Origin of the sequence: Flavobacterium sp. N1719, assembly GCF_025947045.1 — a bacterium.
Lineage (GTDB): Bacteria > Bacteroidota > Bacteroidia > Flavobacteriales > Flavobacteriaceae > Flavobacterium > Flavobacterium stagni.
The window spans coordinates 1,423,233-1,444,786 of record NZ_CP109993.1 but is presented as its reverse complement, the minus strand read 5'-3'; the positions used below and the strand labels follow the sequence as shown (position 1 = coordinate 1,444,786).

Sequence of the window (21,554 nt, the reverse complement as noted above, 5' to 3'; positions counted from 1 at the left end):
TTGTAATTTAAAATTTCTCTCGGGCGTGCCCTTCGGGCCGGGCTATCCGCGGTGCACGGCACCTTGCTTCTATCCCTCACGCAAAGGTGCACCGCAACTTAATCCCGGATTAAAGGCAGGGTCGAACAACGCAACAAGCCTTCTTGCTTAGCGATTTCTGCATACGGGATTTCTTCTACAGTAAATCCTTTGCTACGCAACCAGGTATTCAATCGGGTGAAATTGCGTTCGGATACCACAACATCTTCTGCAATAGAAAACACATTGGAATTCATGTGGTACATTTCATCCCGCGTGATGTGGAATAAATTTTCTTTCCCAAACATTTTCAACAAAAAGACATAATCGGCTTCTTCGCGAAACCCACTTTTGTAAATGATGCCTTTGTCTTTCCCCACCGGTTGAAAACAGCAATCCAAATGCAAGGCATTGTCGCGGGCTTCTAATTTGGATTTCACCAAGTCAAAAGCTCTCACTTTTTTATGGGGAAACAGACTTTGAATATACTCGACACCTTGTAAGTTGGTACGGGCCGTAATATAATCTTTGTAATCAGAGCCTTTGTAGGTTCCAATAAAAATATAATCGTTCCAAGGCATCACATCACCACCTTCAATATGTACTTCTTCGGGTGGACGTTGCACTTTATTGGGATCCATTTGATCAATAATGTATTGAATAGCCTCCAATTCGCGTTCGCGATCGGGTAAAATATTCGCTTTGATAAAGGTATCTTCAATCACAAAACCGATGTCACGGGAAAAAATTTGGTTGTAATTTTCTATGATTTCAGGACGGTATACTTGAACGCCATACTTTTGAAATACGGCATGAAACGCTTCCATTTCATTGACCATATCAGCCTCTACAGGATAGGTTCCGGCTAAAATATGTTCCAACGATTTGGGATCATAGGCTTCTTCGGCTGTCGGTGTTGGTCCGTTACTTTTTGCGGTTCCCAACACCACGGCCCTCAAGCGTGACGTTTCATTTTTAATATTTAATTGTAGCATAAATTGGTTGTTGGCTTTGGACAAATATAAAAAAGCTCCGCCGAACGGCGAAGCTTTGTTAGTAAGTAACGTATAGGTTTAATTTTTTATTAACTTCTCGGAAATCACATCGCCGTTGGCAAGGCTTATCGTGATGATGTATACACCATTAACATAAGCGCTTACATCTACTTTGTGACGTGCAGATGCTGTTACATATTGTTGCATCACAATTTTTCCGTCTATAGTTGTAATTGTAAATCCATTAAATTCCCCTTCATCTACTGCAATCTCAACTTCATTGTGAGCAGGATTAGGCACCAAGGTGAATCCGTTGCCAATACGCACTAAATTGATCTCTTCAGGAATCAGATCTACAGCAGTTGTTTCTTCTTCTGGTTTGGTTTCATAGGGTGATGTTTTATACAAATAATTACCACTACACCCTTCGGGATACGCTGCAAAATGCGAACCGGTCATGGCTTCAAAACCGGGCAACAATTCCACAAAGTTACCGGCATGGTAAACCACACCATTTCCAACACCATTATTCCCTTGAAAAATTACATTGGAAGCCCGAATCCAATCCGAACGCTCTTTTTGTTTATTAGCTAAAGGTCCGTTATTGCTGGTATCATCAGCGGGAGAAACCAAGGTTAAAGTGGGTAAACAACAGTTTTGAAAAGTAACATCGGGTCCGACAGCTGCTGATTCATCGGCAATCGTATAATAAAACGTGCCGGCGGGACAATTCACGCTAAACGTCGCTTCAATATGAAACTCAAAATTGCCTTGTGGATTGGTTCCAAAAATATTGGGCGGCAAGGTAAAACAGAAATTCCCTCCTGATTGTGTTGTAGGTGCATTAACCGTTCCTACTACGGTATTCCCTTGCATTACTTGCAATACCAAAGTACTTAAAGTAGCGTTCATCGGCGGACTATACGTTCCACAAACTTGAATAGGATCAGTTGGAGTGCTCGTTGGGCAATTCAATTGTAGTGGATTAATGTTTAAAGCACCTAAGGTTGGCGCACCACAAATAATACCACATACATTATCGATATAAACCGTACCAAAGTGTGCCGAAGGTTGACAATCACTCACCGACAATTCTAAAATACCAGGTTGACCAATCAACTCACCTACATTTAATCGAGCACATACCCAACCTGTGTATAATATTCGACGATTATTATTTACATTAATTCGATTAAACAAACAGTTATTGGGATTCGCGATAATACAAAATTCATCCACCACATTTCCATTTACATCCTTCACACGTGCGCGAAAATAGGGCTGAATATCTTGTTCGTGATCAGGTTTATTGTCCATAATCAACGAAAAATTAAAATCCAGTGTAGCTTCGTTAATGACCGGAAAATAGCGTGAAACAGTCGATAAATCGGACGAGCCCATACCGCCTGTGTTGTTTAATTTGATACAGCGCGTGCCTCCATTATTATTTAAAGTGGGCACATTAACACCAAATCCTGCTAAAACGGGATCGAACTGTTGGTAATTGGCTGCATTACTATCAATTAATGTCGCGCGTGAATTAAAATTATTTACCGTTGGCGTCAACACATTGGTTGTGGTTAAAGCTGTAGGTGTAGCACACGATTGGAAGAAAGCAGTTCCCGATTGCGGCTGTGGATGCAAATCCGTCCAAAAAGTATACCCTGCTGTGCCGACTTCAAAATCCCCGTTTACACAGGTTTGTTGCGCGCTTACCGGAATACTTCCCGCTCGGAAATACGCTGTTTTTTCTGGAAATTTAGTAAAAAACAACTTGCGTAATTCGTTGCGTTTAGCTGCAATTAATGCTTTTTCAATTTCAGCATCGGTAAAATCCTCGTGCGTTCTGAGCTCTTGGATGGTTTGCTCAGAAGTGATTTTTGACAACCGATATTTGGTAAAATTGGCTTCTACAAATTGTTCTACCTCACGTTCAATGCTAGTAGCCATTTGTATTCTTTTATTTTCATCGTCCAAGTATTCTTGAACTTGTGCCCGTCCGTATGAAGATTTCAGCAGCAGGGCACCTATCCCAAGGAGATACAGTACCTTTTTCATCTTACTTCATTTTTTGGATTAGCAATTCCACTTGAGCTTTTAAGGTCTCAATTTCTTTTTGTTGTTGGCTTAAAGTAGCTTGTTGTGTTTCAATTTTTTTATCTTGATCGATGATATAAAGTGTCAACTCTTCAATTTTTTCCATGTGTTTTGCTTGCATAGCAGCAAGATCCAAACCTTCAGCAGCTAATTGATCTGCAGAAGCTACACCGGGTAAATGTTTGTTTTTTTCAATAAATGTAGCAACTTCTTTTAAAGGCATTAATTTATAATCTTTTGCGAAAACATAATCCGCCCAGTTGTTTGAGCTACGTAATGCCACTTTCACTTTTTCAGTCAAAATACCTCCTTCTACATACAATCTATAATTTCCAGTTGTAGTTGGATAAGCCGTCGTATTTCCAATATAAATTTTTCCATTAACTGTACTAGTCGAAGTATTGAACCAAATATTTCTACTGTTCAAATTCACTACACGATTTGTACCTGTAGTTGTTGCTTGGTTGATGCTTCCATTAGCAGCATACAAACTTGTATCGATTGATGAAATCAAATACGGTGTTGCTGCAGAACCATTTCCTGACACGGAGATATTGGATCCGCCTTGAATTACCGTTTGCGGCAAAGTCACAGTATTACCATTCGATATTGCCAATACATTTCCAGTTAAAGAAAGAGTTTGTGCATCGGTATCCGTATCGGTTGGCAAAGTAAAAGACCCACCACCGTTGGAAAGAGTAACAACATTACCGTTTTGCGTCAATGTTTGTAATTCATTAGTCGGATTAGAATCTCCGTCGGCTGGTAATGTTACTGAGTTTCCATTTGAAATGGACAAGACATTACCCGCTAAAGCTAAGGTTTGTGCGTCAGTATCGGTATCTGTTGGTAAAGTTATGGTCCCACCACCGTTGGAAAGAATAACAACATTACCGTTTTGCGTCAATGTTTGTAATTCATTAGTCGGATTAGAATCTCCGTCGGCTGGTAATGTTACTGAGTTTCCATTTGAAATGGACAAGACATTACCCGCTAAAGCTAAGGTTTGTTCATCGGTATCAGTAGGGATTGGAATCGTAACAGGCGCACTGGCAACTCCATTAACAATAGTAGTTAATTGATTATTTTCTGCAAAAATAGTGGCTACTGAATTCACGATAGGTGCATTAGAAGACACCCCGTTTACAGTACTGGTCAATGTATTTTGATCGGACAATAAGGAATTTGTTGTTCCTACATTCTCTAAAACTACATCTCCTGATGCGTTTACAGTTAGAAATTTACGACTAACACTTGTAGTAGCTGGAACAAAAGCATTCGTTAGATTGGTAAAACGCAACCCTGAAAACCCATTTGTACCTTGGGTGATTTCTACTTTATTATTGGGAGTTGAAGTGCCAATTCCAACTCTTCCTTCAACGAGTAGACCATTTGCTGGTGCAGTTAAACCAGCCATCGGACTAGCATTTGAAACAAAACTTTTTCCAATGACTACTCCTCCATTTACTTCAAGTCGGTTGGACGATAAAACATTATTCCCTAATCCAATACCCACATTCCCTGTATTAGAGATTGTCATGCGTTGTGCTCCATAACCATCTGCAAAAATGATCGTTTTGTCCGCATCGTTCCCAATTAGAACTTGCGAAGATGCAAAAGGATTTACAATCACTTTTCCTAAAAAAACATTACCGTTTCCTCTTTCAAGGTTAACAGCCGTTTCTGTTCCAATAAATATATTATTATTTCCTGAAGCCAAATGTCTGGGTGAAAAATATCCCAATGCAATATTACCATCACCAGCATTGATTTTTAATGCTGAATATCCTATGGCTGTGTTCATATTCCCAGGCTCAGACAAATCTCCCATGGTTCTGTGTCCAATAGCTACATTGAAACTACCTGATAAATTGTTTTCTAATGTACGTGTTCCAAATGCTGAATTGAGCGAACCGGTATCATTACTCTTCATTGAACTTGCACCAAAAGCAGCATTAAAACCACCTTTCGGACTCATTAAAGCTTGAATACCGAAACCAGTATTACTATTACCCCCATTATTCATTAAGGTGTTTACACCAAATCCACAACTAAAATTCCCAGAATTATTAATCCCAGAATTTTGTCCATAAAACGTGTTGTTGAAAGTTTGTGTAGTCGTTGTTGTTTGTGCGAAAAACATAAAAGGAGCACCTAAGGTCAGGCACAACCATACTAAAGTAGTTTTTTTCGTTTTCATAGGCGATAGTTTAGATTTGGGACGAATTAAGTTTTTGTAATTTTTACATCTTAATTTATTAATTGAGTTTGACTTATAATGTGTGTGTTTTGATTATAACAAAGGAACATAAAAAAACCCTACCTATCAAGATTAAATACACGTTAAAATCGATATATTACACTGTTTTTAATTTTTTATATTATTTTTCTTACAAATATGAGCATATGCAAAAAAAAACTCCCCGAAGGGAGCTTTCTGTAAAAAATAACTTATTTTTTATCGTTTATTTATCTCAACAAATGAGCGCAACGGGTACCCTGTATAAACTTGACGAGGACGTCCAATTGGTTCTTTATTCACACGCATTTCTTTCCATTGCGCAATCCAGCCTGGTAAACGACCTATGGCAAACATTACCGTAAACATTTCTGTTGGAATTCCTAATGCACGGTATATAATCCCTGAATAAAAATCAACGTTTGGATATAGGTTACGTGATTTAAAATAGTCATCTTCCAAGGCAACTTGCTCTAATTGTTTTGCAATAGACAATAAAGGGTCATTAACACCCAATTTTGTCAACACTTCATCAGCCGCTTTTTTTATGATTTTTGCACGTGGATCAAAGTTTTTATATACACGGTGACCGAATCCCATCAAACGGAATGGATCATCTTTGTCTTTTGCTTTTAAAACATATTTGGCTACATCACCACCATTATTGTTTATTTCTTCAAGCATTTCTAAAACTGCCTGGTTAGCTCCACCATGAAGAGGTCCCCATAATGCCGAAACTCCGGCAGAAACTGAAGCAAATAAACCGGCATGAGATGAACCTACTATACGCACTGTAGAAGTTGAACAGTTTTGCTCGTGATCGGCATGAAGAATAAACAGTTTATCCAAAGCATCAACGATTACAGGATCCGTTACATACGGTCCAGTTGGCAATTCAAACATCAATCGCATAAAGTTTTCTACATATCCTTTTGTATTATCGTAATAATTTAAAGGATAACCCATTGATTTACGATAGGTCCATGTAGCAATTACAATGAATTTCGCCATTGTTTTACATACAGCAATGTACATTTCTTTTTCATTGTGTGGATCAACCGATTTTGGATTAAATGCCGTTAATGCACTGGTCAATGACGCAAGTACCCCCATTGGGTGCGCTGTTTTTGGAAAACCATCGATGATATTTTTCATCTCTTCATTCACCAAAGTATATTTGCGAATATCTTCTTCAAATTGATTTAACTGAGCCTGTGTTGGCAATTCTCCAAAAATTAACAAATAGGATACTTCCAAGAAGCTCGCTTTTTCGGCTAGTTCTTCAATGGAATACCCACGGTAACGAAGAATTCCTTCTTCACCATCCAAAAAGGTAATTTTACTTTCGCAGGAACCTGAATTTTTGTATCCTGGATCAATAGTAATCGCTCCTGTTAAGGCACGTAACTTTTCAATGTCGATGGCTGTTTCATTTTCACTCCCAACAATTACAGGGAACTCATACTTTTGGCCATCCAACTCTAATATTGCAGTTTTTGACATGATATAAATAGGAAATTAAATCTGATAAATAATATTTTAACAAATTTAGAGAATTAACATCGAATTAAAAAAGAAAGATTCTAACGATTTCGTTAAAAAAACAATAAATTTTGCAAGATTGCTATAGTTAAAAATTAAAGATTGTCTAAACACCTCGAAAGTCAATATTGAATCAAGGTGTTTAGCAACCTACTCTTTATTCTTTTACTACTTTTTTCACAACCATGCCTTCAGCTGTATATATTTTTAAGAAGTACGTCCCCACTTTATACGTTGAGAAATCCAATTGAACTGTTGGCATAGAATCAAAATGAATCTGAATTAATCGCCCTTGCACATCAAAAACCGCTACTTTATCAATAACTTGAGAAGCAACAATAGTTAAACTATTTACAATTGGATTCGGACTTACAGTACAAGTTATAGATTCTGGATTTTCCACCTGCAAATCTTGATAAACCGTCTGTGATATTCCAGTATCCACTGGATTACTATAATCGAAAAAGATATCAGCTCTTCCATTTACAAAATCTCCATTATTCAGATTGTCCTTAGAGCGCACTTTCATCAATACATTTCCATGACCGCCCGTATCAACTTGTAAGTTGGGAAAAAATATTTCTACAATATTATCCTTTTGACGGGTATAACTCGTGGCGGATGTTTCTAAAAGCTGAACAGAATCCACAGCATACTCGGCAGGATTAATATTTAATCGAACGACAACCTGTTGCGCTGTTTGTGATCCTGTATTTTCAAAATTAACCATGTAATGTAAATAAGAACCGACTGCACTTAACGGCAACTGATTCCCTTCCAGACAGATAATATTATTTGGCTCGTAGGTTGCTACCGCAGTTTCTGTAAAAACTAAGGCATTATCCTGTGGTTGTGCATCTGCACTAGGTGTCATCCCCACTTCAAATTGTAAAGAATCCCCCACATTAACCGCAGGAACTTGATTTGGAGAATTGACGTATACTTCTAATTCCACTAGTCGGGACTCAAAGGGTTGTAAATCGGTGTAAACCCAAACCCATTGCCCTTGGGTTTGATTAGTAGGCGGAACTGTTGATGATAAAAGGGTTACTTTACCCCATTCATAATTTAAATAAAAAAGTCCGTTAAGTATTTGATTCCCTTTATTGCGAATTAATAACCGCATCGTAGAAGTATATCCGGGGCGTAACCGTAATTCGGGCGCAATAGTAATTTCACCGTCGGGAAAATTCCCATTGGCACTAATGCAAAAATCTTGCGTACTCACTTGTCCATTGGGCTGTGAAAAACTCAAAATGGCTGCATTCGGATTAATCGAAAAATAGGAAGGATTTTCTAATTGTGGGAGTAATTGAATTGGAGTATTTGTTACTGTGGGATAAAAAGTATATCCATTACCAACAGCGCTGAATGTTGTTCCATTTTCGCTAGTATTTTGAAAATTAATTTTCACCAACGAAGCCAAACTATCAGCACTATCGCAACCATTTTGATCTCCATCGTAACGGAATACTCCAGTGACGGTGTTGTAATTTCCTCCCGGATATAACGTACAATAATCGTTTACTTGCGCATTGCTCCCTCCTAGGCTTACGGCTTGTTGGAATTCAGCAATGGTCGCTTGGTCGGTACAAACATATTGCAGCGACGAAAGACTTTGTAATGATAGCATTTGATAGAATGTTCTACCATTTTTAGCATTGATAAATTGTAATTGCGGTGCATTACTAATTTCCAGATAACTGAGCGCTGGCAAATCATCGACATTAACACTTTGCAACACATTACAATTGTTTAAAGTCAATGTATTTAAACTAGGCAAGGCAGGCAACACCAATTGTTGAAAGTTATTTTCACTCAAATCTACCAACAATAAGTTGCTATTGGTTGACAAATTAATAGTGGTCAACCCCATTCCTTTGGCTAATAGTGTTTTTAAATTCACTAAAGGATTTAAATTGGGGACAAACGCATTATCGGATATTTTCAAATAAATCAAATCAGGCACTTGATTAAAATCCAATCCCGTCAACTGACAACTTTGTAGCGATAATGTCGATAAATTGGAAACAAACTCCAAATTCACATTTTGCAACGGATTGAAGTCGGCTTTTAGTGATTCTAACAAACCTACCGGTTGCAAGTCTATTGCAGTCATTTGATTATTAGAACAATCCAAATCTTTTAATAATGGTACTCCTGATAAATTTAAACTAGCAATTGAATTTTGATTAACTTTTAACAGCTCAAGATTGGGAAGTGAAAAGTTAAAACTAGTCAAAGCATTATAACCCACCTGCATTTCTCTCAAATTATCAAAAGCTTCAATCCCGGTTAAATCGGCAATCGAAGTCGCATTGGGAAAGGATGTATTGTTGATTTTTAAACGTAGAACAGCTTGTGCTTCTACGACTTGGATTTCTCCGTCATCATTTGTATCTGCATCACCGTCATAAATCCCGTCATTATTAAAGTCAGCACACAATGTACTGGTCAATTTATTTTTAAAAATAGCATCCGGAATCACCACATTTTGTGCCGTTGCCGAAAGTCCCCCCCATAGAACCCAGAAAAGTAAAAGTTGCTTCATACGCCTGGATTTATAATGTTTTTGTTATCAATTCTTGTAACCTTTCTTTATTGCGTTGTGAAATGGGCAAATGCGTTTGATCCGCCATAATCACATAGCCTCCGTTTTTTTTGACATAACTCTTCAAAAAAGTTAGGTTAATCAAATGCGACTGGTGAATACGCACAAAACCATGATCACGGAGTAATTCTTCAAATTCTTTTAATGTACGAGACACTAAAACAGGTTTGTTATTTCGAATATAAAAGGTTGTATAATTATCTTCACTTTCACAACGAATAATATCGGCAATTTCAAACAAATGGATTCCGTCAGAATTAGTCAACGCAATTCGTTTGAAGCTGTTGGTTTGTCGTTTAATATTTTCCAACAACAATTCTACATGGGAAATACCCGTAGCATCATCTTGTGATTTTTTTACTTTTTCTATGACCGATCGTAAATCATCCGGATCAACAGGTTTTAGTAAATAATCCAACGCACTAAAACGGAAGGCTTTCACGGCATACTGCTCGTGAGCGGTAATGAAAACAACCTGACTTTCCAATCGGGTAGTACTTTGGGTAAAATGTTCGAGCACATCAAAGCCAGTACCGTCATTCAATTGAATATCCAAAAAGATAAGCTGCGGTTTCCACTTTTCAATAGCAGCAATTCCGGATTGCACATCTTCGGCTTCGGCCACAATTTCAACTTCAGGAGCAACCATGGATAAAAGCCCTTTCATTCCACTGCGTAGAATTGGGTCGTCGTCGATTAAAAGTGCGGATATTCTCATCTTATTGCTCTAAAAATTGCAACGGAATAGAAAGAACAACTTCCGTTCCTAAAACTTCTCCGTTTTGTGTTAATTCATTAATAGCTATTCCAGCGGATTTCCCCGTAGTTGAGGCGATTTTTTCCAAACGCATTCGAATAATTTCGATGGCCATGGATTTATGTACAGAAACCGATTTTTCCTTAATTTTTTGAGAGGCAGTGATTCCTATTCCATTATCTGTCACATAACATTTTAATTGGTCATCGACGACATCAAATTGAATGGAAATTACACCCGAATGTTTTTTGGGGACAATTCCATGTAAAATCGCATTTTCTACAAAGGGTTGAATCAATAAAGGAGGCAATCCCATATTGTCTTCAATCTCCTCAGATTTTTCTATTGTGAACGTAAAAACTGCATTAAAACGCAATTGTTCTAATTCCAAATAATTTTGTAATGCATCGATTTCTTTGTCAATTGAAATCAGGGATTCCTTCGAGAACTCAAGTGTGAGACGCATTAATTTGGAAAACTTAGCCAAGTATTTAACGGCCGATTCTTTTCCATTATTTACAATAAAACTTGAAATCGAACCCAAACAATTGAATACAAAATGCGGATTCATCTGTAAATGTAAGGCCTTTTGTTCATATTCTGCGAGTTCTTTTTGCAAAGTGAGCGTTTTTTTAATCTGTAAACGATTGTACCACAGGAATCCGAGTCCGAACAACAACACGGCAATCAACACCGAATATATTAATTGCAAGCGATTTCTCTTCGCTGATTCTTGTAGCAATAAGTCCTTTTTCAACAAGGCTTCTTTTTGCAACAAATTGCGTTTATCAAATTCAAAATTCAATTCGGCTTCTACTCCTCGTCGAATGGACGCTTCATTTTGAATACTGTCTTTGAGTTGGGTGTAGGCTTTATAATGCCGATACGACTCGTCTACATTGCCCTCTTTTTCGGCCAATTCGCTCAGCAACTTCTCTACCAACATTTGTTGTTCCAACACTTGATTGGTTTTCGCAAGCGACATGGTTTTTTGAGCAAAGGAACGAGAATTCGCGGTATTCCCTTTTGTTTTCCAATATTCCGCCAAATAATAATAGGTATCGGACAAACCAAATGTTTCACCAAATGTCGTAAACTCTTGTTCCGCATCTCGCCAAGCTTGTAAAGCGGCGGTATCGTTATGCAACTTTTGATGGAGTAAACCAAGGTTGTTGTAGAGTTCGCCCAATCCTCGCTTATCTTCATTTTTCTCTAAAATCGCTTTAGCTTTGGTATAATAGCCTTGTGCTTTTTCAAGCTGTCCTATCCCCATGTAAGAATTTCCAATATTGGTATACGTGACACCGAGTATGGGATCTTGCTTTTTCTTTAAAATTTTCTCTGTCTTGGCAAAATAAGACAAGGCCTTGTAATAGGATTTTTGGGATTGGTATAAAACACCAATATTATTGAAAAGCTTAGCACAACGATCTTGATCGCCAATAGCTTCATAAATCGTTACCGATTTCAGATAGAATTCGAGGGCTTTGGTATAATTACTTTGTTCCGAAAAAATAATCCCTAAACTCCCCAAAGATTTGGCTAAACCAATTTTCACCTCGGGATCAGACTGATTTTCAGTTTCGAAAATTTCTTTTGCTTTTTGAAATAAGGCTAAAGCTTTTCTGTAATCGGATTGCAAAACAAAAGAATTCCCCAGGTTAATGTAGGCATCACCTTGCCCTTTTCGATCATCAATCTTTTGAGACAATTCTAACGCTTGTTGGCCAAATTGCCGCATCTTTTCGGGCATGCTGGGCTTATAAGCATCACTTAGGGCGTTTAAAAGATGAACCCGATTCACTTCATTGTGTTCGGACTTCAAAATTTTCTGAATACTATCTGCTGCTCGGTTTTGTGCAAATGCACTTCCGAGTCCAAAAAACAAGAGTATCCATAAGTAGGTTCGCATCATGAAAAAAATCTGGAGAATCAAAGATAAATAAATCCTTTAATCAGCCACGAGTTAATGAGCATTTGCGGTCGAAAACCGAGAATTTGACGCATAAAAAAACCCTACTTGTTGAAAAGCAGGGTTTTTGCTATAAATTAGAAACTAAATTATTTCTGTTTGAACGCTTTTTCAGCTGGGAAATATGCCGTATCAGCCAGTTCCTCTTCAATACGAAGTAACTGATTGTATTTAGCCATACGGTCAGAGCGAGAAGCCGAACCGGTTTTTATTTGACCACAATTCAATGCAACAGCCAAATCAGCGATGGTCGTATCTTCAGTCTCTCCAGAACGGTGTGACATTACTGAAGTATAACCCGCATTGTGCGCCATAGAAACGGCAGCAATGGTTTCCGTCAAGGTTCCAATTTGGTTTACTTTAACCAAGATTGAATTAGCGATTCCTTTTTCGATCCCTGTAGACAAACGACTCACGTTCGTTACAAACAAATCGTCACCCACTAATTGAACGCGATCGCCAATTTTATCGGTTAACAATTTCCAACCTTCCCAATCGTCTTCGTACATACCATCTTCGATAGACACGATAGGATATTTTGTGGCTAATTCAGCTAAATAATCAGCTTGCTCTGCTGAAGTGCGCACTTTTCCTTGAGCCCCTTCAAATTTTGTATAATCGTATTTACCGTCTACATAAAATTCTGATGCCGCACAATCTAATGCAACTTTCACATCCTCTCCAAAGGTATAGCCCGCTTTTTCAACAGCCAACTTAATGGAATCCAAAGCGTCTTCTGTTCCTCCTGCAAGATTGGGAGCAAAACCTCCTTCATCACCTACAGCAGTGGATAAATTTCGATCGTGTAATACTTTTTTCAGGTTATGGAAAATCTCAGTTCCCATTTGCATAGCATGCGTAAAAGATTTTGCTTTTACGGGCATAATCATGAATTCTTGAAAAGCAATAGGCGCATCAGAATGTGATCCCCCGTTGATAATATTCATCATCGGAACCGGTAATGTATTGGCTGAAACACCACCTACATAGCGATATAAAGGCAATCCTAATTCATTGGCAGCCGCTTTTGCTACAGCTAAAGAAACACCTAAAATAGCGTTAGCACCTAAATTGGACTTGTTGGCTGTACCGTCCAATTCAATCATTGCTTTATCGATAGCGTTTTGTTCAAACACTGAAGTTCCAATAATTTCTGGAGCAATTTTAGTATTTACGTTTTCAACCGCATTTAACACCCCTTTACCCATATAACTTTTGCCGCCATCACGCAATTCAACAGCTTCATGTTCGCCAGTTGAGGCGCCACTCGGAACTGCAGCACGTCCTAACACACCATTTTCTGTGATAACATCAACTTCAACAGTAGGATTTCCACGGGAATCCAAGATTTGACGCGCATGTACTTTAATAATAATACTCATTATGTATGAATTTAATAGTTATTCGTTGTTTATTTCACAAATTTAATTAATCGTAAGTGACTAATTTATCAATTCATTAAAAACTTATAAACTCAAACGTTTTAGCTAAAATTTGACAGTAAAATGTTGCAAGAAAGGAAAAACAATCTACTTCATTTTTTATATGTATTTTCTTACTTTAAAACAAACTTTAACATTTACACCGATATTTTTAGACATTTTATCGATATTATATTTGGTAGATTGATTGAAAATGATGTATTTTTACTCAACCAAATCAAAATCAAACAATTCAAGGAATGAAAAACCTACTAAAAATCATCGTTTTTACATGGATTCTCTTTTGCAGTTCCATCCTTTTTGCCCAAAATTACCGCAATGCCAAAGCCTACATAAATGATTTTGGCAAGAATGAATTGTTTGTCAAAGAGTCGTTAATGGAATATTCAAAATCGATTATCGATTTTACACCCGACTCACGTGTAAATACTACTTTGGAACGGATTTATTTAAAGTTGGAGGACATTAATGAAAACTTACTTCGCAATGACAAAGGTGTTGATGGCGATATGACCTTACGCGATGCTTTTATTCGTTTGAACAACAAGACCATTGAATTACTTAAAAACAAATCATTAAAACTGAACGATTATCAGATTCAAAGTGGCCTAGACTACTCCGAAATTTTTAAAAATTTCGCGCACAAAGAAATAGAAATTTCAAAATACTATGCCGAAATCTTAGCCTATGAAACGGCGAAAAAAGAATTTGGATTAAAGCATAAAATCATTATTCGCAGTTTTAACAAACGTAATGTTTTTGAATACAATGCCTACCAGAACTTAATTTTCTACAAAATAAATGTTTTGGATGACAAATTGGTCCAATTACTGAAATACCGTGACACCGATAAAGTCATGGAATGTATCAATTTCATGAGTGGAATAGCTCAAGAATCCTTAGTAAAAACCGACCTGCTTAAAGACGATTACGAAGATCAATCCATGGTAGAAGCCAATATTGAATTTGTCAATTATATCATTCAACAAAACGAAACACTGCTGCCTTTATTTCAAAAATACGTTACGGTTTATGAAGATTTTCAAAAAATAAAAAAGCAATTTTTAGAAAGTAATACTCCGATTAAAGTAGAAGATTACAATGCGGAAGTACGCCGATATAATGAAATAAAAAACACTTTTTTTGACGCGCTTTATGTAAATCAGGTCAAAAAAAGTGATTTGATAAAACGTTGGTACATTACCAACAGTCAATTCTTAAAAAACAATATCGAGTTTGAAGATCTGTACGAGAAATTCACCAACGTCGATTAAACGTTTATTGTTTTTGTCTCGTGCATAGCGGCTACAAACTCGTCAAACAAATACGATGAATCGTGTGGTCCCGGACTTGCTTCAGGATGGTATTGCACTGAAAAACAAGATTTTGATTTCATTCGCATACCGGCTACAGTTTGATCATTCAAATGATAATGGGTGATTTCCAAATCGGGATGTTGTTCCAATTCTTCACGATTTACCGCAAATCCATGATTTTGAGAAGTAATCTCACCCTTACCCGTTTTAATATTCATTACTGGATGATTAATACCGCGGTGACCGTTAAACATTTTGTAGGTGCTAATACCATTGGCTAAAGCTATAATTTGGTGACCAAGACAAATACCGAATACGGGTTTGTCTGAAGCAATCATTTGACGTGCGGTCTCTTGGACTTGCGTTAACGGATCGGGATCGCCTGGACCATTGGATAAAAAATAACCATCGGGATTAATAGCAGCTAGTTTTTCAAAAGGAGTATCGTAGGGAAATACTTGAATATAACAATCACGTTTTGCCAAATTGCGCAGAATATTCTTTTTGATTCCTAAATCCAGTGCAGCAATTTTATACGAAGCCTTTTCATCTCCGAACGAATACATTTCTTGAGTAGAGACTTTAGAAGCTAATTCCAATCCTTTCATGTCTGGAATTAGAGCCAATTGCTTTTTCAATTCTTCAATTGGGGTGCCATCAGAACAAATTACCGCATTTTGCGCACCGTGATCTCTAATATAGCTTACTAAAGCTCGGGTATCAACATCGGCAATAGCTACACGATTTTGTTGGATAAAATAAGACAACAAATCGCCTTCTGAATCGGGACGAGAATGCGTAAAACTAAAATTTTTACACACCAATCCAGCAATTCTAATTTGATCCGACTCCGTTTCTTGGTTATTGACCCCATAATTACCAATATGTGCATTGGTGGTCACCATAATTTGACCAAAATAAGAAGGGTCGGTGAAGACTTCTTGGTAACCGGTCATTCCGGTATTGAAGCAAACTTCACCAAAAGTAGTTCCTGAAATACCAATGGATTTGCCATAAAAAATGGTTCCATCGGCCAATAATAAAAGTGCCTGAGGACGTGTAGTATATTTCATGAATGTTGTGTTGTTGGTTGCAAAATTAGGTTTTAGAATTTGGACTCAAAAATTCTTTTGTAAAACTTTATAAACAAAAAAAAGGATAAACTCGAAAGCTTATCCTTTATATTTAAAGTGATGAATTCATTATTCTGCACTTTCAGAAGTTTCTTCAGAAGAAGTTTCAGGTGCTTCAGGAGCAGCCTCAGCAGCTGGAGCAGCAGTTTCCGCTTTTTTAGCTTTACCACCACGACGGCTTTTTGCTTTTTTCTCTTCTTTCTTACCACCGTTGTATAGTTCGTTGAAGTCTACTAACTCGATCATTGCCATATCAGCGTTATCTCCCAAACGATTACCCAATTTAATAATACGAGTATATCCACCTGGACGATCACCTACTTTAGCAGCTACTTCTCTGAACAATTCAGAAACTGCGTATTTATTTCTTAAGTAAGCGAAAACGATACGTCTGTTATGCGTAGAATCTTCTTTTGATTTAGTGATAAGAGGCTCTACAAATACTTTTAGAGCTTTAGCTTTAGCAACAGTAGTGTTAATACGTTTGTGCTCAATAAGAGAACAAGCCATATTTGCTAACATTGACTTTCTGTGTCCGCTCTGTCTGCTTAAGTGATTTACTTTTTTACCGTGTCTCATTTTAAAATCTTTTTATTCAATAAAGAAACTAGTCTTTATCTAATTTATACTTTGACAAATCCATTCCGAACGTAAGGTTTTTGTTAGCAACCAATTCGTCCAATTCGGTTAATGATTTTTTACCGAAGTTGCGGAATTTCATCAAATCGTGTTTGTTAAAAGAAACCAAATCGCCAAGTGTTTCCACTTCAGCTGCTTTTAAGCAGTTCAAGGCTCTCACAGATAAATCCATGTCAACCAATTTGGTTTTTAGCAACTGTCGCATATGAAGTGATTCTTCATCGTAGGTATCCGTTTGTGCAATTTCGTCTGCTTCAAGTGTGATTCTTTCGTCAGAGAAAAGCATAAAGTGGTGGATCAAAACTTTAGCTGCTTCAGTCAGAGCATCTTTAGGATTGATAGAGCCGTCGGTTTTGATTTCGAATACCAACTTTTCATAGTCAGTTTTCTGTTCCACACGGAAGTTTTCGATGGCATATTTCACATTGATTACCGGAGTAAAGATGGAATCAATGTAGATCGTACCGAATGGAGCATTTTGTTTTTTATTCTCTTCAGCGGGAACGTAACCTCTACCTTTTTCAATAGTTAATTCAATATTGAAGTTCACTTTTGAATCAAGGTTACAAATTACCAATTCAGGGTTCAATACTTGAAAACCTGAGATGAACTTTTGGAAGTCACCCGCAGTAATCTGATCTTTACCGGATAAAGAAACGGTTACTGATTCGTTATCAATTTCTTCGATTTGACGTTTGAAACGCACTTGTTTCAAATTCAAAACGATTTCAGTTACGTCTTCTACAACACCAGAGATAGTTGAAAACTCATGCTCAACACCCTCGATTCTTACAGAAGTAATTGCGTAACCTTCTAAAGCTGATAACATTACTCGACGTAACGCGTTACCAACGGTCAATCCATATCCGGGTTCTAAAGGTCTGAATTCAAACTTACCTTCAAAATCGGTTGAATCGATCATGATTACTTTGTCTGGTTTTTGAAAATTAAATAATGCCATAATTTCGACAGGTGTCAGTTATTATTTGTTGTACAACTCTACGATCAATTGTTCTTTGATATTTTCAGGAATTTGAATTCTTGCAGGGACAGAAACAAAAGTTCCTTCTTTTGTATCATTGTTCCAAGTAATCCACTCATAAACTGATGATGAATTAGCTAAAGAACGCTCAATTGATTCTAGAGATTTTGATTTCTCACGAACGGCAATTTTATCGCCTGGTTTCAAATGGTAAGAAGGGACATTTACCACTTCACCATTAACGGTAATATGACGGTGAGATACGATTTGTCTAGCGGCTCTTCTTGAAGAAGCGATACCCATACGGTAAACCACGTTATCTAAACGTGCTTCACACAATTGTAAAAGGATCTCACCCGTTACTCCAGAAGCAGCAGATGCTTTTTCGTAAAGATTTCTAAATTGTTTTTCTAGGATACCGTACGTGTACTTCGCTTTTTGCTTTTCCATTAATTGTACTGCGTATTCTGATTTTTTACCTCTCTTTTTTGCCAAACCATGTTGTCCTGGAGGGTAATTTCTTTTTTCGAAGGCTTTATCGTCTCCGAAGATTGCTTCGCCGAATTTACGGGCGATTTTTGTTTTTGGACCAGTATATCTTGCCATTTTTGTTTTAATTTGGGATAGAGATTATGAATTCAGGTCAAATCCTCCGATAATCTGGAATCTATCCGAGTTATACTTTAAATTATACGCGACGTCTTTTTGGAGGACGACAACCATTGTGAGGCATTGGAGTTACATCAATGATTTCAGTAACTTCGATACCACCGTTGTGAATTGAACGGATGGCAGATTCTCTACCGTTACCTGGACCTTTAACATACACCTTTACTTTCTTAAGTCCGGCTTCCAAAGCCACTTTTGAACAATCTTCAGCAGCCATCTGCGCAGCATAAGGAGTGTTCTTTTTAGAACCTCTGAATCCCATTTTACCTGCAGAAGACCAAGAGATTACTTCACCTTTCTTGTTAGTCAAAGAAATGATGATGTTGTTAAAAGTAGCATTAATATGAGCCTCACCAGAAGATTCAACAATAACTTTACGTTTTTTTGTATTTGCTTTAGCCATACTACTTATTATTTAGTTGCTTTTTTCTTGTTAGCAACAGTTTTTCTCTTACCTTTTCTAGTTCTTGAGTTGTTTTTTGTTCTTTGACCACGTAATGGAAGACCCGCTCTGTGACGGATACCACGGTAACAACCGATGTCCATTAAACGTTTAATGTTCAAAGAAGTTTCAGAACGTAATTCCCCTTCAATTTTGTAGTAAGATACTGCATCACGGATCGCTCCGATTTCAGCGTCATTCCACTCTTGAACTTTTTTATCTTCGCTAACGTTTGCTTTCGCTAAGATTTCGCTAGCTCTGCTTTTACCTACACCGTAGATGTAAGTTAAAGCAATTACCCCTCTTTTATTTTTAGGTATATCTACCCCTGCTATTCTTGCCATAATTATCCTTGTCTTTGTTTAAATCTAGGATTCTTTTTGTTAATAACGTATAATCTTCCTTTACGACGCACAATGATACATTCTGCGCTTCTTTTTTTAACTGATGCTCTTACTTTCATTTTTTAATAACTTTAGTATCTGTAAGTGATTCTTGCTTTAGACAAATCGTAAGGGCTCATTTCCAGTTTCACTTTGTCGCCAGGCAACAACTTGATGTAATGCATACGCATTTTTCCAGAGATATGAGCAATTACTACATGCCCGTTTTCTAATTCCACACGGAACATCGCATTGGATAATGCTTCAATGATGGAACCGTCTTGTTCTATTGCTGATTGTTTTGCCATAAAAATTAAGCTACTGCTTTTCTATTTTTACCACTTTTCATCAAACTGTCATAATGTTGATTCAATAAATACGTATTGATTTGTTGAATCGTATCAATTGCAACACCCACCATGATGATCAACGAAGTACCTCCGTAAAACATCGCCCATGATTGTTGTACATCCACACTAACAACAATCGCAGGAAAAATAGCAATAAGTGCTAAGAATAACGAACCTGGGAAAGTTATTAATGACATGATTTTATCAAGGTAATCTGAAGTTTCAACTCCGGGTTTAATTCCGGGAATGAATCCACCACTACGTTTTAAATCGTCTGCCATTTTGTTTGTTGGAACTGTAATTGCAGTATAGAAATAAGTAAAAATGATGATTAGTAATGCAAAAACAACATTATACCACAAACCAAAAATGTTACTGAAAGCACCAGCAATGGATTGTGACGTATCTGATTTTGACAAACCTGCCACAACACCAGGAATGAACATAATTGCCTGAGCAAAGATGATTGGCATAACTCCAGAAGCATTTAATTTTAAAGGAATCCATTGTCTATTGCCACCTGTAGCATCCTGTTCAAATTCACCGGCAGTAGTTCTGCGAGCGTATTGTACAGGAATTTTTCTAACAGCCATTACTAACAGTACACATGCAATGATTACCAATAACCAAACAACAATTTCGAAAACCAAAAGCATTGGTCCACCGTTGTTGTTTGTCACACGAGATGAGAACTCTTGGAAAAGAGCTTGAGGTAATCGGGCTAAAATTCCGACCATGATTAACAGGGAGATCCCGTTTCCAATACCTTTATCCGTAATTTTTTCTCCTAACCACATGGCAAAAATGGTACCTGTAGTTAAAATTAAAACAGATGAAAATAAGAATGCAAACGAATCAAAACCTAATAAAAAGGCACTTGAAGGAATGGTTTGGTATAGGTTATAAATGTAACCAGGACCTTGTAACAAGGTGATACCGATGGTTAACCAGCGGGTGATCTGATTTAATTTCTTTCTCCCGCTTTCTCCATCCTTCTGTAACTTTTGAAGATAAGGAATTGCAATCCCCATTAATTGAACTACAATCGAAGCAGAAATGTAAGGCATGATACCCAAAGCAAATACAGAAGCTTTTGAGAAGGCTCCACCTGTAAACATGTCAAGGATTGAACCTAAACCTTTATCAGTTTGACCTGCTAAACTAGCTAATTGATTTGCGTCGATACCGGGAAGAGTTACGTGAGCGCCAAAACGATACACCAATAGTAAACCTAAAGTGAAAACGATTCGGTTTTTCAACTCTTCGATTCTCCAAACACTCTTAATTGATTCAATAAAATTCTTCATAAAGTCAGAATATTATAAAGTTACCGCTTCTCCACCAGCTGCTTCAATAGCCGCTTTTGCAGTTGCAGTAAATTTGTGTGCAGTTACTTTTAATTTTGCTTTCAATTCACCTCTACCTAAAACTTTTACAAGTTCGTTTTTAGTAGCTAAACGGTTTTCCACCAAAACTGTGAAATCTACAGTGTCAGTTACAAGTCCGTTGTCTACTAAAGCTTGAAGTGTATCAAGATTTACACCTTGATATTCTACTCTATTGATGTTTTTGAAACCAAACTTAGGAACACGTCTTTGAAGCGGCATCTGACCTCCTTCAAAACCAATTTTCTTAGAGTAACCTGAACGTGACTTAGCTCCTTTGTGACCTCTTGTAGAAGTACCTCCTTTTCCGGAACCTTCACCACGACCAACTCTTTTGTTTTGGTTATGCGTAGAACCTGCAGCAGGTTGTAAGTTACTTAAATTCATAACGTATCGTGTTATTTAACTTCCTCAACGGAAACTAAGTGTTTAACTTTATTTATCATTCCAAGGATAGCTGGGTTAGACTCATGCTCCACAACTTGTCCTATTCTACGAAGACCTAAAGCAACTAAACCTCTTTTTTGAGATTGAGGGCAGTTGATCTGACTTCTTACTTGTTTTACTAATAACTTTGCCATA

20 protein-coding genes are annotated in these 21,554 nt (G+C 37.3%); 1 reads left to right on the top strand and 19 read right to left on the bottom strand.

Going from position 1 to position 21,554, the window contains the following annotated elements; translation table 11 throughout:
* Positions 1 to 98: 98 nt before the first annotated feature.
* The 8 genes from OLM45_RS06100 to eno form a co-directional block, all read right to left on the bottom strand.
* A complete protein-coding gene (locus OLM45_RS06100; protein WP_264512774.1) occupies positions 99 to 1,013 on the bottom strand; it encodes a dimethylarginine dimethylaminohydrolase family protein in 915 nt (304 codons plus the stop codon).
* Between the two features lie 78 nt (positions 1,014 to 1,091).
* Positions 1,092 to 3,071 (bottom strand): T9SS type A sorting domain-containing protein, encoded by a 1,980-nt coding sequence (locus OLM45_RS06095; protein ID WP_264512772.1) that lies wholly within the window; start codon positions 3,069 to 3,071, stop codon positions 1,092 to 1,094.
* A gap of 1 nt (position 3,072) precedes the next feature.
* Positions 3,073 to 5,310, bottom strand: coding sequence for a SlyX family protein (locus OLM45_RS06090; protein ID WP_264512770.1), 2,238 nt, complete (start codon positions 5,308 to 5,310; stop codon positions 3,073 to 3,075).
* Between the two features lie 258 nt (positions 5,311 to 5,568).
* Positions 5,569 to 6,852, bottom strand: a complete 1,284-nt coding sequence (locus OLM45_RS06085; RefSeq protein ID WP_264512768.1) for a citrate synthase — start codon at positions 6,850 to 6,852, stop codon at positions 5,569 to 5,571.
* 196 nt (positions 6,853 to 7,048) lie between these two features.
* Complete coding sequence (locus tag OLM45_RS06080; RefSeq protein WP_264512766.1) at positions 7,049 to 9,442, bottom strand: T9SS type A sorting domain-containing protein; 2,394 nt, start codon at positions 9,440 to 9,442, stop codon at positions 7,049 to 7,051.
* Between the two features lie 10 nt (positions 9,443 to 9,452).
* Positions 9,453 to 10,220, bottom strand: coding sequence for a LytR/AlgR family response regulator transcription factor (locus tag OLM45_RS06075; RefSeq protein WP_129461882.1), 768 nt, complete (start codon positions 10,218 to 10,220; stop codon positions 9,453 to 9,455).
* 1 nt (position 10,221) lies between these two features.
* Positions 10,222 to 12,174 carry a tetratricopeptide repeat protein gene (locus OLM45_RS06070; RefSeq protein ID WP_264512764.1) on the bottom strand — a complete coding sequence of 651 codons (1,953 nt, stop codon included), beginning with the start codon at positions 12,172 to 12,174 and terminating at the stop codon, positions 10,222 to 10,224.
* Positions 12,175 to 12,320: 146 nt separating this feature from the next.
* Complete coding sequence (eno, locus tag OLM45_RS06065) at positions 12,321 to 13,613, bottom strand: phosphopyruvate hydratase (protein ID WP_129461884.1); 1,293 nt, start codon at positions 13,611 to 13,613, stop codon at positions 12,321 to 12,323.
* Between the two features lie 299 nt (positions 13,614 to 13,912).
* On the opposite strand from eno, the gene OLM45_RS06060 reads away from it, so the two are divergent.
* Positions 13,913 to 14,947, top strand: coding sequence for a hypothetical protein (locus OLM45_RS06060; RefSeq protein ID WP_264512762.1), 1,035 nt, complete (start codon positions 13,913 to 13,915; stop codon positions 14,945 to 14,947).
* Here OLM45_RS06060 and carA read toward each other — a convergent pair.
* The 11 genes from carA to rpmD all read right to left on the bottom strand — a co-directional run bounded on the left by carA (position 14,944) and on the right by rpmD (position 21,553).
* Positions 14,944 to 16,062, bottom strand: a complete 1,119-nt coding sequence (gene carA / locus OLM45_RS06055) for a glutamine-hydrolyzing carbamoyl-phosphate synthase small subunit (protein WP_264512760.1) — start codon at positions 16,060 to 16,062, stop codon at positions 14,944 to 14,946. The two genes, OLM45_RS06060 and carA, sit on opposite strands and share 4 nt — an antisense overlap.
* Positions 16,063 to 16,191: 129 nt before the next feature.
* The gene (gene rplQ / locus OLM45_RS06050) at positions 16,192 to 16,701 is read right to left on the bottom strand and encodes a 50S ribosomal protein L17 (protein ID WP_264512759.1); all 510 of its coding nucleotides are present in this window, start codon (positions 16,699 to 16,701) and stop codon (positions 16,192 to 16,194) included.
* 28 nt (positions 16,702 to 16,729) lie between these two features.
* Positions 16,730 to 17,722: a DNA-directed RNA polymerase subunit alpha gene (locus OLM45_RS06045; RefSeq protein ID WP_129461888.1), complete on the bottom strand. Its 993-nt coding sequence runs from the start codon at positions 17,720 to 17,722 to the stop codon at positions 16,730 to 16,732.
* Between the two features lie 21 nt (positions 17,723 to 17,743).
* Positions 17,744 to 18,349, bottom strand: coding sequence for a 30S ribosomal protein S4 (gene rpsD, locus OLM45_RS06040; RefSeq protein ID WP_129461889.1), 606 nt, complete (start codon positions 18,347 to 18,349; stop codon positions 17,744 to 17,746).
* 82 nt (positions 18,350 to 18,431) lie between these two features.
* A complete protein-coding gene (rpsK, locus tag OLM45_RS06035; protein WP_073361281.1) occupies positions 18,432 to 18,815 on the bottom strand; it encodes a 30S ribosomal protein S11 in 384 nt (127 codons plus the stop codon).
* 8 nt (positions 18,816 to 18,823) lie between these two features.
* The gene (gene rpsM, locus OLM45_RS06030) at positions 18,824 to 19,198 is read right to left on the bottom strand and encodes a 30S ribosomal protein S13 (protein WP_264512757.1); all 375 of its coding nucleotides are present in this window, start codon (positions 19,196 to 19,198) and stop codon (positions 18,824 to 18,826) included.
* A 2-nt stretch (positions 19,199 to 19,200) separates the two neighbouring features.
* Positions 19,201 to 19,317, bottom strand: coding sequence for a type B 50S ribosomal protein L36 (ykgO, locus tag OLM45_RS06025; protein ID WP_002987490.1), 117 nt, complete (start codon positions 19,315 to 19,317; stop codon positions 19,201 to 19,203).
* A gap of 12 nt (positions 19,318 to 19,329) precedes the next feature.
* Positions 19,330 to 19,545 carry a translation initiation factor IF-1 gene (gene infA / locus OLM45_RS06020; protein WP_026714631.1) on the bottom strand — a complete coding sequence of 72 codons (216 nt, stop codon included), beginning with the start codon at positions 19,543 to 19,545 and terminating at the stop codon, positions 19,330 to 19,332.
* A 5-nt stretch (positions 19,546 to 19,550) separates the two neighbouring features.
* Entirely contained in the window at positions 19,551 to 20,894 is a 1,344-nt protein-coding gene (secY, locus tag OLM45_RS06015; RefSeq protein WP_129461891.1) for a preprotein translocase subunit SecY, read from the bottom strand.
* A gap of 12 nt (positions 20,895 to 20,906) precedes the next feature.
* The gene (gene rplO, locus OLM45_RS06010; protein WP_129461892.1) at positions 20,907 to 21,359 is read right to left on the bottom strand and encodes a 50S ribosomal protein L15; all 453 of its coding nucleotides are present in this window, start codon (positions 21,357 to 21,359) and stop codon (positions 20,907 to 20,909) included.
* Between the two features lie 11 nt (positions 21,360 to 21,370).
* Positions 21,371 to 21,553: a 50S ribosomal protein L30 gene (gene rpmD, locus OLM45_RS06005; RefSeq protein ID WP_129461893.1), complete on the bottom strand. Its 183-nt coding sequence runs from the start codon at positions 21,551 to 21,553 to the stop codon at positions 21,371 to 21,373.
* Between the last annotated feature and the right edge of the window lies 1 nt (position 21,554).